The organism is Cytobacillus pseudoceanisediminis (assembly GCF_023516215.1).
Taxonomy (GTDB): domain Bacteria; phylum Bacillota; class Bacilli; order Bacillales; family Cytobacillaceae; genus Cytobacillus; species Cytobacillus pseudoceanisediminis.
The window spans coordinates 263,082-279,569 of sequence record NZ_CP097349.1; the positions used below are offsets into that span (position 1 = coordinate 263,082).

General features: G+C 41.1%; 15 protein-coding genes and 2 pseudogenes. All 17 read left to right on the forward strand.

The genetic code is table 11. The features are described from left to right. Positions 1 to 22: 22 nt before the first annotated feature. The 17 genes and pseudogenes from M5V91_RS01475 (at position 23) to M5V91_RS01555 (ending at position 16,484) form a co-directional block, all read left to right on the forward strand. Positions 23 to 736: a YphF family lipoprotein gene (locus M5V91_RS01475; protein WP_251175109.1), complete on the forward strand. Its 714-nt coding sequence runs from the start codon at positions 23 to 25 to the stop codon at positions 734 to 736. Between the two features lie 348 nt (positions 737 to 1,084). After that, positions 1,085 to 2,563, forward strand: a complete 1,479-nt coding sequence (spoIVA, locus tag M5V91_RS01480) for a stage IV sporulation protein A (RefSeq protein ID WP_019380383.1) — start codon at positions 1,085 to 1,087, stop codon at positions 2,561 to 2,563. A gap of 437 nt (positions 2,564 to 3,000) precedes the next feature. Then, positions 3,001 to 3,273 carry a non-specific DNA-binding protein Hbs gene (gene hbs, locus M5V91_RS01485; RefSeq protein ID WP_009332755.1) on the forward strand — a complete coding sequence of 91 codons (273 nt, stop codon included), beginning with the start codon at positions 3,001 to 3,003 and terminating at the stop codon, positions 3,271 to 3,273. Positions 3,274 to 3,491: 218 nt separating this feature from the next. Continuing rightward, entirely contained in the window at positions 3,492 to 4,058 is a 567-nt protein-coding gene (gene folE / locus M5V91_RS01490; RefSeq protein ID WP_009332754.1) for a GTP cyclohydrolase I FolE, read from the forward strand. Positions 4,059 to 4,178: 120 nt separating this feature from the next. Next, positions 4,179 to 4,415, forward strand: a complete 237-nt coding sequence (mtrB, locus tag M5V91_RS01495) for a trp RNA-binding attenuation protein MtrB (RefSeq protein WP_009332753.1) — start codon at positions 4,179 to 4,181, stop codon at positions 4,413 to 4,415. Between the two features lie 398 nt (positions 4,416 to 4,813). Continuing rightward, positions 4,814 to 5,503: a heptaprenyl diphosphate synthase component 1 gene (locus tag M5V91_RS01500; RefSeq protein WP_284522235.1), complete on the forward strand. Its 690-nt coding sequence runs from the start codon at positions 4,814 to 4,816 to the stop codon at positions 5,501 to 5,503. A gap of 3 nt (positions 5,504 to 5,506) precedes the next feature. After that, a complete protein-coding gene (gene menG, locus M5V91_RS01505) occupies positions 5,507 to 6,208 on the forward strand; it encodes a demethylmenaquinone methyltransferase (RefSeq protein ID WP_009332751.1) in 702 nt (233 codons plus the stop codon). Between the two features lie 83 nt (positions 6,209 to 6,291). Then, positions 6,292 to 7,253, forward strand: a pseudogene (gene hepT / locus M5V91_RS01510) (heptaprenyl diphosphate synthase component II). A 167-nt stretch (positions 7,254 to 7,420) separates the two neighbouring features. Beyond that, positions 7,421 to 7,867 carry a nucleoside-diphosphate kinase gene (ndk, locus tag M5V91_RS01515; RefSeq protein ID WP_009332749.1) on the forward strand — a complete coding sequence of 149 codons (447 nt, stop codon included), beginning with the start codon at positions 7,421 to 7,423 and terminating at the stop codon, positions 7,865 to 7,867. A gap of 121 nt (positions 7,868 to 7,988) precedes the next feature. After that, positions 7,989 to 8,760 (forward strand): annotated as a pseudogene (locus M5V91_RS01520) (CheR family methyltransferase). Between the two features lie 207 nt (positions 8,761 to 8,967). Beyond that, a complete protein-coding gene (gene aroC / locus M5V91_RS01525; protein WP_009332747.1) occupies positions 8,968 to 10,140 on the forward strand; it encodes a chorismate synthase in 1,173 nt (390 codons plus the stop codon). Then, positions 10,140 to 11,216, forward strand: coding sequence for a 3-dehydroquinate synthase (gene aroB, locus M5V91_RS01530; RefSeq protein WP_019380389.1), 1,077 nt, complete (start codon positions 10,140 to 10,142; stop codon positions 11,214 to 11,216). Before aroC ends, aroB begins: the two co-directional genes overlap by 1 nt. A 64-nt stretch (positions 11,217 to 11,280) precedes the next feature. Then, the gene (gene aroH, locus M5V91_RS01535) at positions 11,281 to 11,655 is read left to right on the forward strand and encodes a chorismate mutase (RefSeq protein WP_009332745.1); all 375 of its coding nucleotides are present in this window, start codon (positions 11,281 to 11,283) and stop codon (positions 11,653 to 11,655) included. 86 nt (positions 11,656 to 11,741) lie between these two features. Then, the gene (gene hisC / locus M5V91_RS01540; protein ID WP_019380390.1) at positions 11,742 to 12,842 is read left to right on the forward strand and encodes a histidinol-phosphate transaminase; all 1,101 of its coding nucleotides are present in this window, start codon (positions 11,742 to 11,744) and stop codon (positions 12,840 to 12,842) included. A 90-nt stretch (positions 12,843 to 12,932) separates the two neighbouring features. Then, complete coding sequence (locus tag M5V91_RS01545; RefSeq protein ID WP_009332743.1) at positions 12,933 to 14,039, forward strand: prephenate dehydrogenase; 1,107 nt, start codon at positions 12,933 to 12,935, stop codon at positions 14,037 to 14,039. Between the two features lie 43 nt (positions 14,040 to 14,082). Next, positions 14,083 to 15,378 (forward strand): 3-phosphoshikimate 1-carboxyvinyltransferase, encoded by a 1,296-nt coding sequence (gene aroA, locus M5V91_RS01550; protein ID WP_217028187.1) that lies wholly within the window; start codon positions 14,083 to 14,085, stop codon positions 15,376 to 15,378. 200 nt (positions 15,379 to 15,578) lie between these two features. Continuing rightward, positions 15,579 to 16,484 carry a hypothetical protein gene (locus tag M5V91_RS01555; protein ID WP_251175110.1) on the forward strand — a complete coding sequence of 302 codons (906 nt, stop codon included), beginning with the start codon at positions 15,579 to 15,581 and terminating at the stop codon, positions 16,482 to 16,484. Positions 16,485 to 16,488: the final 4 nt, after the last annotated feature.

A 16,488-nucleotide genomic window follows, 5' to 3' on the forward strand; every position in this document is an offset into this window, starting at 1 on the left:
TTTTACATAAAGGGTTGATTAAATGAAAAAAGCTTTTAATATATTTTTGCTCTTGTTGAGCGGTGCTTTGATTCTGACGGGCTGTATGTATCCTGAAGAGAAATTATCACAAAATCAGATAGCCTATAAGGATCAGCTTCAGTCTGTCCAGTCGGCAGTGGACCAATATCGGGAAGCAAATGGAGACCTTTTGCCGATCAAAACCAAGGATCAGACGACCCCTATATATCAAAAATATCCAATTGATTTTAAGAAAATTGCCCCCGAATATATGGCAGAGCCGCCTGGGAATGCCTTTGAATCCGGCGGAGTTTTTCAATATGTAATCGTTGATGCAGAAACAGATCCAAAAGTGAAGATTTTTGATTTAAGAATTGCTGAAACTATAAGGGATATTAACCTGAGGGTTAAGGCACATGGGTTCCCGCCATATAAAGAGCAGATAGCAGAAAATGTCTTTACGATGGATTTCAAAAAATTAGGGTTTAAGGAAGAACCTAAAGCCCTCAGTCCATACAGCGGCCAGAGCCTCCCGTATGTTGTTACCGGCAATGCAGAGGTATACGTGGATTATCGGGCTGATTTATATCAGGCATTGGAGAATAAGGAAAACAAGCCTAAACCTGGAGAAGATATTAGAGATCTTCTTGTAGAGGATTCTGATTTTGTTCCTGCCTATTCCCTGCCTTACACAATCGATCCCGCCACAAATGATCCAATCTTTTTGGTGAAATAGTCATAACCCTTCTCCTGCAAAATATATTGTAGGAGAAGGGTTATTTTTTTATATACTTTTATAGCCACTCTTCAACTATTGACTATAAGCATAAAGGTAAAGGAATAAAGAGTAAGGGGAGTTTGAAAATAAAAAGGAAATTTGGAATGGTAAGCTGTCCATTTCAGACTGTCATTGGTTTGGAGATTTCCAGCTGGGCTGGCAGGTGCAATGCACATTCCTGATAGGGGGTAAAAATTTTAAAAAACTGTCATAACAATGTAGGACAACATCATACACATATAATGTCCAAACATAATAGATAGGATAATATTATCCCATTAACTCAAGATTTCAGGAGGGGATCACTTGGAAAAGGTTGATATTTTTAAAGATATTGCCGAAAGAACTGGCGGCGATATATATTTTGGAGTAGTTGGCGCAGTTCGCACCGGCAAATCTACATTTATAAAAAAGTTTATGGAACTAGTTGTTCTGCCAAATATGGAGAATGAAGCAGAACGTGCCCGCACACAGGATGAGCTTCCTCAAAGTGCTGCCGGCAAGACGATTATGACAACAGAACCGAAATTTGTCCCTAACCAGGCTGCTACAGTGCATGTTGCAGAAGGGCTGGATGTAAATATCAGGCTTGTGGACTGTGTGGGATATACAGTACCGGGGGCGAAGGGCTATGAAGACGAAAACGGCCCGAGAATGATCAATACACCTTGGTATGAAGAGCCGATTCCTTTTCATGAAGCTGCTGAAATAGGAACTAGAAAGGTAATTCAGGAGCATTCGACTATCGGAGTAGTGGTTACAACTGACGGAACAATTGGAGAGATCCCGCGTGCGAATTACCTGGAAGCCGAAGAAAGGGTTATTGAAGAGTTAAAGGAAGTTGGCAAGCCATTTATCATGATCATTAACAGTGTCCAGCCTCATCATCCGAATACGGATGCCCTGAGAAATGATCTCGCTGAAAAATACGATATCCCTGTCCTGGCCATGAGTGTTGAGGGCATGAGGGAATCAGATGTACTAAACGTTATGCGTGAAGCTCTTTATGAGTTCCCGGTACTGGAGGTCAATGTAAACCTTCCGAGCTGGGTAATGGTGCTGCATGAAGATCACTGGCTTCGTGAAAGCTATCAGGAAGCTGTTAAAGAAACGGTTAAGGATATAAAGAGGCTAAGAGATGTCGACCGAGTGGTCCATCAATTCAGCGACTTTGAATTCATTGACCGGGCAGGCCTCGCAGGTATTGAAATGGGGCAGGGAGTAGCCGAAATTGACTTATATGCGCCAGATGATCTTTATGATGAGGTACTTAAAGAGATAGTGGGTGTTGAAATCCGCGGAAAAGACCACTTGCTTGAGCTGATGCAGGAATTTGCTCATGCCAAAGCAGAGTATGATCAAATTTCCGATGCATTGAGAATGGTAAAGCAAACCGGCTACGGCATTGCTGCTCCTTCGCTGGCTGATATGAGCCTCGATGAACCGGAAATTACACGCCATGGTTCCCGCTTTGGTGTAAGGCTAAAAGCCGTTGCCCCATCCATTCATATGATTAAAGTGGATGTAGAATCTGAATTCTCACCTATCATCGGAACAGAAAAGCAAAGTGAAGAACTTGTCCGCTATCTGATGCAGGACTTTGAAGACGATCCGCTTTCAATTTGGAACTCCGACATCTTTGGACGCAGCCTAAGCTCCATCGTAAGAGAAGGAATTCAGGCCAAACTCTCCCTAATGCCTGAAAATGCAAGATACAAACTGAAAGAAACATTAGAAAGAATCATCAACGAAGGCTCTGGCGGATTAATAGCGATTATTCTTTAATGAAGGCTCCTTTTGGAGTCTTTTTTTACGTTTATTCTAATTTAAAGGAAATGTTTGAAAAATTCACTGCTTAATTTGCAATTGATTATCTAAAATAGTGTTTTAAAAAGCGCCGTAAGGGTAATAAAAACAGGTCAACTTATTACAAATATGTTGCAAAGAAGAAAAGATTCCCATTAAATCATGAAATATTCTTGATAACAGCATTTGATTGTGATAATCTTTTAACAGAATTACCGTTATGGCGGCCGAAACCCTTATATTTAAAGGGTTTATAATGATTTTTGGATTGAAAAATTTCAATTTATCATTTATTATAGGGCTTGTTATACAAAAAAAACGCCATAACGTATAGAATTCAGTAATTTTGTTTACAAATGTATGTAAGGAATCTTATTTTACTGGGTTTTATCCATATTTGGGAGGAGGTGAAAGGCATGAACAAAACAGAACTAATTAACGCAGTTGCTGAAGCTGGCGAACTTTCTAAAAAAGACGCGACTAAAGCAGTTGATGCTGTTTTCGATACAATCCTTGATGCTTTGAAAAATGGTGATAAGGTACAACTAATCGGTTTCGGAAACTTTGAAGTTCGCGAGCGTGCAGCCCGTAAAGGACGCAACCCGCAAACTGGCGAAGAAATCGAAATCGCTGCAAGCAAAGTTCCTGCTTTCAAACCAGGTAAAGCGCTTAAAGATGCAGTTAAATAATCTACATACAAGTGCTTAAAGCTTATGCTTGAGCTAAAAACCGCGAATAATCGCGGTTTTTTCTTTTTTATCCGATCTGAAATCACCCTGGCTACAGGGGAAAGAGCTGTATATTTAAATTAGAGAAAGACACGGAAGTTTCAGTTTTGCCTGAATGAAAGGGTTATGCTAATATGAACATATTATTACCACAGTGTTAATACATAGGAGGCATAATTATGGCAGAAGTGAATCGTGCCCAGATAGAGGATGCGGTGCGTTTAATATTAGAAGCTATCGGAGAAGACCCGAATCGTGAAGGACTTCTTGATACGCCTAAGCGAGTCGCAAAAATGTATGAAGAAGTTTTTATGGGGCTTAACCAGGATCCTAAAGAATACTTTGAAACAGTATTTGGCGAAGATCATGAAGAACTTGTTTTAGTTAAAGATATTCCATTCTACTCTATGTGTGAACATCACCTTGTACCTTTCTTTGGTGTTGCTCATGTAGCTTACATCCCAAGGGGCGGCAGAGTAACAGGTTTAAGCAAACTTGCCAGAGCAGTGGAGGCGGTTGCCAAGCGTCCTCAGCTTCAGGAACGCATTACATCTACTGTGGCAAATTCCATTCTGGAAAAGCTTGAGCCCCATGGTGTAATGGTCGTTGTGGAAGCGGAACATATGTGCATGACAATGCGCGGAGTTAAAAAGCCTGGTTCAAAAACGGTGACATCAGCAGTAAGAGGTGTGTTTGCAGAGGATGCAAGAGCACGGGCTGAAGTGCTTTCGCTTATTAAACAATAATAATGAGAACTCTGTAATGAAGGAGTTCAGGCTATAAAAAGGTCAAAGGCTGAAAGATAAAACTTTTAGCCTTTTTTTGTAAGTAATTATCATGAACATATGAAGCAAAGGATGGTTTAAATGGAAAAGAAAAGTCCATCAGCAAATGAATATATTGTGATAAAAGCCAAAGAAGACGGTGTTAATGTCATAGGGTTAACAAGAGGCTCTGATACAAGATTCCATCATTCAGAAAAACTTGATCAGGGAGAAGTAATGATTGCACAATTTACCGAGCATACATCCGCGATTAAGATCCGGGGGAATGCAAGAATAATGACAAGCTATGGGGAACTTGAAAGTGAAGCTAAGAAATAACCTTCCCTTTGAAAAGAAGGATAGGATATTTTCACAAGAGAATGTCCTGACATGTTCCTGTAATTTATGATATAATTGTTTCTGCTTGATTATTTCTCTTGAATACAAGATACCGGGTAAAAGGCTTTTTTTGCCCGTTTTACTTTAATAGTAACCAATGAATTGGCTAAAATAGATAAGATGTGTAAGGCAATTTGTGCCCGTTCTCTTTGTCGCAGTATTTACATGGAGAAAGCGCGCGGCTGAAAAAGAAAACTAAGGGGAAACAAGGGTGATGGCATGCATGATGTGAAGATTAAATTAGCAGATATAAAAGAACAGATTGAGAAAAAGTTAACCACCCTTATCTGCTCAGGTATATTGATTCTCCTGTTATTGATGAAGACAAGCTTCTGCTTCTGATCTCTTTCCTGAATGATGTGGAAATACCTGACACAAAAGCAGAAAAATATGCAGTTACTGCAATGCTTATCCAAATCGCCCTTGATACCCATGAACTTGTTAAGAACGATGAATCTGAAGACAAAGGTCTTAAGCATAGACAGCTCACTGTCCTTGCAGGTGTTTATTACAGCGGTTTATATTACAAGATTCTCGCAGCTTTTGATGATATTAAAATGATCAGGGCCTTCGCAGATGGGATTAAAGATGTAAATGAGCATAAAATTTCGCTATATCAGAAGTCTCCTGATGCAGTTGACAGCCTGATGAATTCAGTCAAAAAAGTTGAGGCGTCCCTATTTGAAAAACTGGCTGATGCATTCAGCAAGGCAGCTTGGAAAGAGGTAATATCCAATCTTTTATTCATCAAGCGATTGATTGCAGAGAAGCAGCAGTTCATTAAGGAAGGAACCTCAGTTGTTTTTGAAGCCCTGAAAAAGCTGACTTTCCCAAAAGTGAAAGACATGTCTGCTGAGCAGCGGAGATATCTGATTCTCATTTGTGATAGATATATTGATTTTTCAAGGAATATAGTTGATCAATCCCTGAGGAAATTCCCTCTTGCAAATGAATTATTAGAGCAGCGTATTCACTGCATTTTTAATAATAGTCAGTCTGTGGCTAAAACTTTTGTGGAAGAAGGATAAAATATGCAGCAATCAAAAGAAGAACGTGTTCATAGCGTATTTGAAAAGATTTATGGCAACTACGATAAAATGAATTCAGTTATCAGCTTTCAGCAGCATTTAAGATGGCGCAAAGATACAATGAAAAAGATGAATGTTCAAAAGGGTTCAAAGGCTCTTGATGTTTGCTGCGGTACTGCCGATTGGTCCATTGCGCTTGCTGAAGCAGTAGGTGAAAACGGTAAAGTTGTAGGTTTGGATTTCAGTAAAAATATGCTTAAAATCGGTGAGGAAAAAATTAAGGATAGGAAACTGAAGCAAGTCGAGCTTGTGCATGGAAATGCAATGGAACTTCCTTTTGCGGACAATTCCTTCGATTATGTTACAATCGGTTTCGGTCTTCGCAATGTTCCGGATTATCTGCAGGTATTAAAAGAAATGCACCGTGTTGCAAAGCCTGGCGGTATAGCAGTGTGTCTGGAGACTTCTCAGCCAACTCTGTTTGGATACAAGCAGGCTTATTATTTCTACTTCCGTTTTATCATGCCTATGTTTGGCAAGCTTTTTGCCAAAAGTTTTAATGAATATTCCTGGCTGCAGGAATCAGCCAGAGACTTTCCTGGGATGAAAGAACTTGCAGGAATGTTCGAAGAAGCAGGCTTTAAGAACGTCACATTCAAGCCATATAGCGGCGGTGTGGCTGCAGTACACATTGGAACGAAATAAAAAATAATAACTTGTTCTGTATGTTTCTCATTGAACGATAGAGAATAGATCAGACGGGATCGATAAGCTGGGTGAGTAAGCAAATGAAATTGAAAATGATGTATTCATTTTTAAATTCAGATTTAACTGTTATAGAGAACGAGCTTGAGGAGACGATTAAAGCTGAGTCTCCTCTATTGCATCAGGCTTCCCTGCATCTGCTGCAGGCCGGGGGAAAAGAATCCGGCCAGTTTTTGTTTTGCTTGCTGCAAAGTTCGGAGAATATGATATTGATAAAATTAAAAACGTAGCGGTATCACTGGAGCTTATCCATATGGCGTCGCTTGTCCATGATGATGTTATTGATGATGCAGAACTGCGCCGGGGGCAGCCTACCATTAAAGCAAAGTGGGATAATAAGATTGCCATGTATACCGGTGATTATATTTTCGCACGCGCTTTGGAATTAATAACCAATATACAAAATCCGCATGCTCACAAAATTCTCTCCCATACCCTTGTGGAACTTTGCATAGGAGAAATTGAGCAAATTAAAGATAAGTATAACTATGATCAGAATATAAGGACATATTTCCGGAGAATTAAAAGGAAAACAGCCATGCTTATTGCGGTGAGCTGTCAGCTTGGCGGCATTGCAGCTAATGTGGAGGAAGATATACATAAAAAGCTCTTTAAATTCGGCTATTTTGTGGGAATGTCCTATCAAATCATTGACGATGTCCTGGATTTTGTCGGTACAGAAAAAGAACTTGGCAAGCCGGCGGGAGGAGATCTCCACCAGGGTAACATTACGCTCCCTGCTTTATTTGCAATGGAGGACAGCATCATCTGCGATCAAATCAGCAGAGTCCACGAAGGAACTGAACGAAGTGATATTGAGAAGATAATTGCTTTGGTCAAAGACTCCGGTGCAATTGAAAAATCTCTGCAAATTAGTGATAAATATCTGCAGAAAGCCTTGGGGGTTCTCGAAGAGCTGCCTCCTTCCAGGTCAAAGAAAGCTTTGCGGGATATTGCAAAATTTATAGGCAAAAGAAAATTTTAATCCGCCAATTAATTGCCAGCACTTTTACAGGTGCCGGCAATTTTGTTTAGGAGGAAATTATTAAGTAAAAGCGCTTTCAGATTTCTGTTGCTAAATTTTCAAAACAATGTTAATATTTTCGTGGATTAACATAAATCACTATACATAAAGTTTTAGGAGTGGAATCAATGGAAAGAACATTTTTAATGGTTAAACCAGACGGAGTACAGCGCAATCTAATCGGGGAAATCGTTTCCCGTTTCGAAAAGAAAGGCTTTCAGCTTGTTGGCGGCAAGCTAATGAGCATCAGCAAGGAACTTGCTGAAGAGCATTATGGAGAGCATAAAGAGCGTCCATTTTTCGGAGAACTTGTTGACTTTATTACATCCGGACCAGTATTCGCAATGGTTTGGGAAGGTGAAAATGTTATCGCTACAGCTCGTCAGATGATGGGTTCAACAAATCCTAAAGATGCTGCTCCTGGAACAATCAGAGGAGATTTCGGCATTACAGTTGGGAAAAATGTAATCCATGGATCAGATTCACCTGCAAGTGCAGAACGTGAGATCGGCCTTTTCTTCAAAGAGGAAGAAAAAGTGGAATACAAAAAACTAATGAATGAATGGATTAACTAATATTCAAAAAAAGTACTTGTCCCTGACAAGTGCTTTTTTTGTAACCGAATTCATTTTTACGGCTGGGCGGGCATAGATAGAAGTCAAAAAGCTCACCAATTATTATAAGAGGGGAAAAGGAATGGCTAACGATTATCAGGATTTTATTCTAAATATTAAAAGAAAAACAGGAATCGACCTATCTCTGTACAAAGAAGCACAAATGAAAAGAAGGCTCATTTCATTGTATGAGAAAAAAGGCTTTAATTCATTTGGAGATTTTTTTAATGGCATAGTCAAGGATAGAGAACTCCTGAATGATTTTTTGGACAGGATGACGATAAATGTTTCCGAATTTTACCGTAATGCGCAGAGATGGGAGGTGCTCGAAAAAAAATCCTGCCGGGGTTATTAGAGCAGAATAGGAATTTGAAAATCTGGAGCGCAGCATGCTCCACTGGTGAAGAGCCTTATACAATTGCCATGATTTTATCAAAAATGCTGCCGCTATCCCAAATAAAGATTACTGCAACAGATATTGATGAAAATGCCCTGGCGAGGGCCCGGATGGGTGTATACCCTGAGCGTTCGCTTAATGAGGTTCCTGAAACCATGAGACAGAAGTTCTTTGGGCGTGAAGGAAGTTTCTTTAAAATATCCGAGGATATAAAAAAGACGGTAATTTTAAAAAGCAAAATCTTCTTGCAGACGATTTTGGCGGGCCGTTCGATTTAATTGTATGCAGGAACGTTCTTATTTATTTTACAGAGGAAGCAAAGGATCAGCTTTATCATAAATTCAGCAGCGCATTAAGAAAAGATGGCATATTCTTTGTTGGGAGTACTGAACAGATTTTTAACTCAGGCCGCTATCACTTGGAATCTGCTGAAACCTTTTTTTATAGAAAAGAATAAAAAAGTAACCGCATAGGGGATGATTTTCTGACATCCTCTTTCTTTTGTTTTTCTCCGTTTTGTAGTAAATATCTATTCGTGTTAAAATGGCTCCATTCATAAGAAGAAATAAAATATTATAGGAATTTTCAATTTTATCTATTCTTATATTTATCATTATGTTATATTGATACATAATCCTTTAATGAGTTGAAGGGGGAAAGAGTTTTGAGATATCTTACATCTGGTGAATCTCACGGACCACAGCTGACCACTATAATTGAAGGGCTGCCTGCAGGAATGCCGCTGATTGATTCAGATATAAATGAAGAACTTGCCAGACGCCAGAAAGGCTATGGCAGAGGCAGAAGGATGCAAATTGAAAAGGATACTGTTCAAATAACAGCGGGGATCAGGCATGGATATACATTAGGATCGCCGGTGGCACTTGTGGTTGAGAATAATGATTGGAAGCATTGGACAAAGATTATGGGCCAGGACCCTCTAAGTCCTGAGGATGAGGGTGAAGTGAAGAGAAAAATATCGCGTCCCCGTCCAGGCCATGCTGACTTAAATGGAGCACTAAAATATGGGCACAGGGATATGAGGAATGTGCTGGAGCGATCTTCAGCCAGAGAAACGACAGTGAGGGTGGCAGCCGGTGCAGCTGCCAAAAAACTGCTCTCTGAATTGGGGATTGAAGTTGCAGCCCATGTTATTGAAATTGGCGGGGTTGTTTCAAGCAAAAGAGATTATTCTTCACTAAAAGAGTTAAAGGAAATCACAGAAGAATCGCCTGTTCGCTGTCTGGATCAGAATGCCGGCCAAAAAATGATGGATGCCATTGATTCCGCGAAAGAAAATGGGGATTCCATTGGCGGAGTAGTAGAGGTTATTGTTGAAGGCATGCCTCCGGGTGTCGGAAGTTATGTACACTATGACCGCAAGCTCGATTCAAAGCTTGCAGGGGCAATGGTGAGCATTAATGCGTTTAAAGGTGTTGAGTTTGGCATTGGCTTTGAGGCTGCAAGGAAGCCTGGAAGTGAAGTTCATGATGAGATCACATGGGATCCTGAAAAAGGCTATTATCGGAAAACGAACCGGCTTGGCGGCTTAGAAGGGGGCATGACAACGGGTATGCCTATTGTTGTCAGAGGAGTGATGAAACCAATTCCTACCCTCTATAAGCCTCTTCAAAGTGTCGATATTGAAACAAAGGAACCCTTCTCAGCAAGCATAGAGCGTTCTGACAGCTGTGCAGTACCTGCAGCTGCAGTCGTTGCAGAAAATGTAATTGCCTGGGAATTGGCTTCAGCTATTGTGGATCAATTTTATTCTGACCGTTTCGAAGCATTAAAAGCTTCGGTTGAGCAGCAAAGAAAATTTGCGAGGGAGTTTTAATGAATAGTATTTCAATCAAAACCCCCGGGAGGACCTATCCAGTTTATATAGGGTCAGGAGCAATTGAGGGATTGGGATCATATATTAAAGATACTTTTCCGGCTCTAACCAATTTAATGATAATTACAGATGAAACGGTCCGGGCCATACATCTGCCTGTGCTGGAAACAGCACTTAGGGGTATAGATGCAAAAGTCTGCACAGTGCCAAGCGGGGAGAGAGCAAAGACATTTGAAGTTTACTATCAATGCTTGTCATTTGCTTTGGAACATAAGCTTGACCGAAAATCTCTTATTCTGGCGTTTGGCGGGGGAGCTGTCGGAGATTTGGGAGGTTTCGTGGCTGCCACATTTATGAGGGGGATACCCTTCATTCAGATTCCTACTACCATTTTGGCGCATGATAGCGCCGTTGGAGGGAAAGTGGCCATCAACCATCCTTCAGGAAAAAATATGGTGGGATCCTTTTATCAGCCTCAAGCTGTATTTTATGATTTGAATTTTCTTGATTCCCTTCCTCCAAAAGAGGTGCGCTCAGGGTTTGCAGAAGTAATAAAGCATAGCTTGATACATGATATGAACTTTTATTTGAGTCTTAAAGACAACATCCGCTCGCTTGAAGGGCTTCCTTCTGATGAATTAAGCGGAATGCTTACAAAGGGGATAGAAATCAAAGGCATGATCGTTGCTGAGGACGAAAAGGAAGCTGGTGTTCGCGCATTCTTGAATTTCGGCCATACCTTGGGTCATGCAATTGAAGCAGAAAAAGGCTATGGAGAATGGACACATGGAGAATCTGTTGCAGTAGGAATGCTATTCGCACTCCAATTAAGCAATAAAATGCTTGATCTGCGTTTTGATGTTAACGAATTCCGGTGCTGGCTTGATCAGCTTGGCTACCAAACGGATCTCCCGGAAGATTTATCGCATTCAAAACTGCTGGAACGGATGAAGCAGGATAAAAAATCAGAAGGCCAGAATGTCCGCTTTGTTCTTTTGAAAGAAGTGGGCAGTCCCGTTATACACCAGGTTTCTGATGATTTTATTCTGCAGGAGCTCGCAATATTTTTAAAATAAACAAGGAAGACTTTATTACTAAGAGATAAAAAGGCTGGTGAATCAGCTTTGGGAGGTGCTGCAAGTGATTCGAGGGGTGAGGGGAGCCGTCACCGTAGATAAGAATAGTGAATCTGAGATATTAGAGGCAACTGAGATGCTGATCAGACAAATGATTCAGGAGAATAAGATTAATTCTGAGGATGTTGCTTCTGTATTCATATCCGTTACGGAAGAATTAACAGCAGCCTTTCCCGCAAAGGCAATGCGTTCAATAGAGGGCTGGACCTATGTTCCTGTCATGTGCATGAGGGAAATACCTGTTGAAGGATCACTTCGTAATTGTATTAGGGTAATGATGCATGTGAATATAGATGTCCCTCAGGAGAATATCTGCCATATATATTTGCGTGAAGCCATCCAGCTCCGGCCAGATCTAAAGACCACAGACTCTCCTTAATGGAGAGTTTTGTGATAATATAGGAGCAGATCAAATAACGCTTTAATACGATAATAAGTAAAAGTGATAAAAAGAGGTGGATTTGAATGAAATGGAAGGAACAGCTGTTGGATTTAACTCCTTACCAGCCGGGAAAATCAATTGATCAAGTAAAAAAGGAATACGGTCTGGATAAAATAGTTAAGCTTGCTTCAAATGAAAATCCGTTTGGATGCTCTGAAAAAGTTCTTTTTACTATGAATCAGTCGACATCATTTTTTGCGCTGTATCCCGATGGCTATGCTTCTGAACTGCGGACTGCTCTGGCTGGACACTTAAGCATACAGGAAGATCAGCTGATTTTTGGAAACGGATCGGATGAAATAATTCAAATGATTTCCAGAGCTTTATTAAGCCCGGAAACAAATACTGTAATGGCTGCGCCAACATTCCCTCAATATAGGCATAATGCTGTAGTAGAAGGAGCCGAGATCAGGGAAATTCCATTAGTTGATGGGGGACATGATCTTGATGGAATGCTGGCTGCAATTGATGAAAATACAGCTGTAGTATGGGTTTGCAGTCCAAACAATCCGACAGGAAACTATGTTAATGAATCTTCATTGCTTTCCTTTCTGCAAAAGGTGCCTCGTGATGTATTGATAGTCCTTGATGAAGCTTATTATGAATATGTTATTGCTGAGGATTACTACAATGCATTGGATTTGATCCGGAAATTCGAAAATTTGATTGTCCTTCGTACATTTTCGAAAATTTATGGCTTAGCAAGCCTTCGGGTAGGCTATGGAATTGCAGATCCTCAAACTATCAAAGCTCTTGAGCCGGTTAGGGAGCCGTTCAATGTAAACAAGTTTGCTCAGGCTGCAGCAGCTGCAGCCATAGGGGATCAGAACTTTATCGAAGAGTGCAGACAGAAAAATCGGGAAGGGCTGGAACAATTCTATGCTTTCTGTGAAGCACATGGACTGGAATACTACCCTTCACAGGGAAATTTCATTTTAATCAACTTTAATGCAGATTCAAATGAAGTGTTTCAATTTTTGCTTGAAAAAGGGTATATCGTCCGCTCCGGCAAAGCACTTGGCTTCCAGGGATATGTCCGTGTCACAGTAGGTTCCAAGGAACAGAATGATGGTGTGCTTGCCGCCATGGATCAATACCTTGCAAAGCAGGCTGCAGCATTGTAGGCAATATGGGTTCTTAGTATTAATACTTTTTGATATCCATTCAGAGGCATATAGATGCCTCTGAATTATTTTTAATAAGGCGGTGAGAGGATGAGAGGGAAAATCTTTATTATCGGCCTTGGTTTGATCGGCGGCTCTTTGGCATTATCGATAAAAAGAAGCCATAGTGAAAGCATGATCATCGGCTTTGATGTAAATAAAGAGCAGGGACGCCTTGCTGAAATGCTTGGGGTCGCAGATGGAATTTCTTCTACAATTGAGGATGGAGCAAGGGACGCCGATTTAATTTTAATAGCTGCACCTGTGCAGGAGACACAAAAAATTATACATATATTAAAAGAGTGTGAATTAAAAAACACGGTCATCATCTCGGATGCAGGCAGCACTAAAAAGGAAATTGTCAGCTGCGCTAAGGTACTGAAGGAAAAAGGAATTACGTTTATCGGAGGCCACCCAATGGCTGGCTCTCATAAGAGCGGTGTTACTGCAGCAAAAGCATTGCTTTTTGAAAATGCCTTTTATCTGCTCACTCCTGAAGAGCACGTTTCCACGGCAGAGGTTGAAAGGTTAAAAGAATGGCTCACAGGGACGAAAGCAAAATTTCTAACCTTATCGCCTGAAGAACATGATTATATAACTGGTATTGTGAGCCATTTTCCGCACATGGTGGCTGCTTCTCTAGTGCATCAGGCAGAAAAAACAAGCCGTTCACAAAAGCTGATTCCAAGACTGGCTGCCGGCGGATTCAGGGATATTACCAGGATTGCCTCCAGCAGCCCTGCAATGTGGAGAGATATCCTGCTTCAGAATAAAGAAGTGCTTCTTAAGTTAATGGAGGATTGGCAGGAGGAAATGGAGAATGTTAAATCAATCCTCAGGCAAGAAAACAGTGAGGGCATTTTTGAGTATTTCCTCCGTGCAAAATTGTTCAGGGATGAACTGCCGCAAAAAGAAAAAGGCGCAATTCCGGCATTTTATGATCTCTTCGTCGATGTGCCGGACTACCCAGGTGTCATTTCAGAAATAACTGGATATTTAGCTAAGGAAGAAATCAGCATTACGAATATCAGAATTCTGGAAACAAGAGAAGAAATTTATGGAGTTTTGGTTATCAGCTTTCAAACTGAAGAGGACCGGGAACGGGCCATTAATTGCTTAGAACAATATACAAGCTATGAAACAACCATCGGTCTATAGTTCAGCAGGGAAGACCTTTATAAACCAGCAAAGGGTGATTAATATGATTCCGGCAAATTTAAGGACAAATCTTAAGGGATTAAGCGGAGAAATTGCGGTACCAGGTGATAAATCCATATCTCATCGATCTGTGATGTTTGGATCAATTGCAAAGGGAAAGACTGTTGTAACCAATTTCCTGCTTGGTGAGGACTGCTTAAGTACGATAGCCTGCTTTAGAAAGCTGGGTGTATCTATTGAACAGGAAGGCAATAAAGTCACAATTATGGGGAAGGGGATGGATGGATTACATGAACCCGAAGCTATTCTGGATGTTGGCAATTCCGGTACAACCATTCGCCTTATGATGGGAATCCTGGCTGGCCGTCCATTCCATTCAGTCCTTGTCGGGGATGAATCAATTGCAAAAAGGCCAATGACAAGAGTTACCGCACCGCTTAGTTTATTTGGGGCGAAGATTTATGGCAGGAAGAATGGTGAATTTACCCCTTTATCAGTAATTGGCGGACCGTTGGCCGGGGCAGCATACGAGCTTCCTGTAGCGAGCGCACAGGTAAAATCCTCGCTGCTCTTTGCCGGCCTGCAGGCCAGTGGGGAAACAGTCATTATTGAACCTATGAAGACGCGTGATCATACCGAAAGAATGATTAAGCAATTTGGCGGGGAAGTTGCAGCAGATGGGCATACCATTCGGATTAAAGGCGGTCAAACGCTAACAGGGACGGAAATCCATGTTCCAGGCGATATATCTTCTGCTGCCTTCTTCCTGGCTGCAGGAGCCATTGTGCCTAACAGTGAGATTAAACTGAAAAACGTCGGGCTCAATCCTACAAGAACCGGCATCATTGAGGTATTGCAGCAGATGGGTGCAAATATTAGCATTGAGCCATATGAAAATGGCTTAGCCGAGCCCGCAGGAGATATTACCATTAGAACATCCACTCTTAAAGGAACCGTTATCGAAGGGGCGCTCATTCCTCGGCTTATCGATGAAATTCCTATTATAGCCCTGCTCGCAACACAGGCAGAGGGAGAAACAGTTATCAAGGATGCAGAAGAACTTAAAGTCAAGGAAACGAATCGCATTGATACGGTTGTCAAGGAACTGTCAAAGCTTGGAGCCGATATTACTGCTACGGAAGATGGAATGGTGATCAAAGGGAGGGCATCCCTTTCTGGAGGTACTGTTTCAAGCCATGGGGACCATCGAATCGGCATGATGCTTGCAGTTGCCGCTGCCATTTCAAAGGGGGAAGTTCAGCTTCAACAGAAAGAAGCTATTTCTGTATCCTATCCGTCGTTTTTTGAGCATTTTGAAAGCCTGATTTCGGAGACGTAAGAAAAGCTGTAAGCGCCTTGCACGCCCCGGCACATCGAGGAGGCAGGCTGCTTGCGCTGATAGTTATCAAACTTCGGAATTTTGGACATTCTTGTCATTTAAAAAAGAGCTGATTTCCTGCAGCTCTTTTTCTATTGAATCAGTCATATTTGCGAGAAAAATTCATAGCTTGTCATAAGACCGTTTTAGAGGGTGGTTTTATGACTTATATTATTGAGAATGCAAATATTTTAAAGGAAGACAAGCTGATAAAAACATCACTGCTGATCAAGAATAATGAGATTTCACTGATGCAGGCAGAAATGAGAAGGTTTCAGTTTGCCAGAATGGATGCCGCTGCATTTATTATGGCTGCAGGATTTGTGGTTCTGGATACATCTATACCGCTGGAAAAGCCTTTTATTGAACTCAAAGAGTATTATATAAGGGAGTTCCTATTAAAAGGCTGTACAGCCTTCCTAACAGCCGCACCTGTAAAGCATGAATATTCCATGAAGAGTGACCTGAAATGCTTTAAGGCAAGTTTGTTAAGCAGTCCAATCGATTATATTATTGGTGTTAAGATTCCTGTCCGTCTCCTCACACCTTCATTTATTAGAAGATGCAAGAGGGAAAGGGTTCCTGTTGTTTTTGTTGAAATACAGGATGCAAAGGAGCTTGAAGCTGTACCATGGGGGTGGCTGCGGGAAGCCATGTTTCCTTATAATTGCCCGCTTTCCCCAATCTTTGCAAGCAGGAATGAAAAGGAGAAAAGCAGAATTAATACATTATGGAAAAAAATGATGCAGGAGCAGAAAATCCCTTCCATGCCAAATGAGCTGAATGAACACGAACCGCTATCCCGGTCAGTCCTTTCCAAAGCAGGAATTTACCCGTTAAAAGGAAATATCCATCAGGGTGGTGAAATCAGCTATAATTTATATGAAAAACCTGCAGAAGGTCTTACCGTTGAAGAATCACAGCTGTTTCATTATCATAGAGATAAACTTGCTGTTTCTGTACTGAGGGGGAAAGTGATACGAGCCGGGCAAGAAGTGGTTTTCCGTTCAGGGTCAGGCGAGCATGTTAATATCAGTACGCCAGCTTACTTTAAAATAGCCGATTAGCATT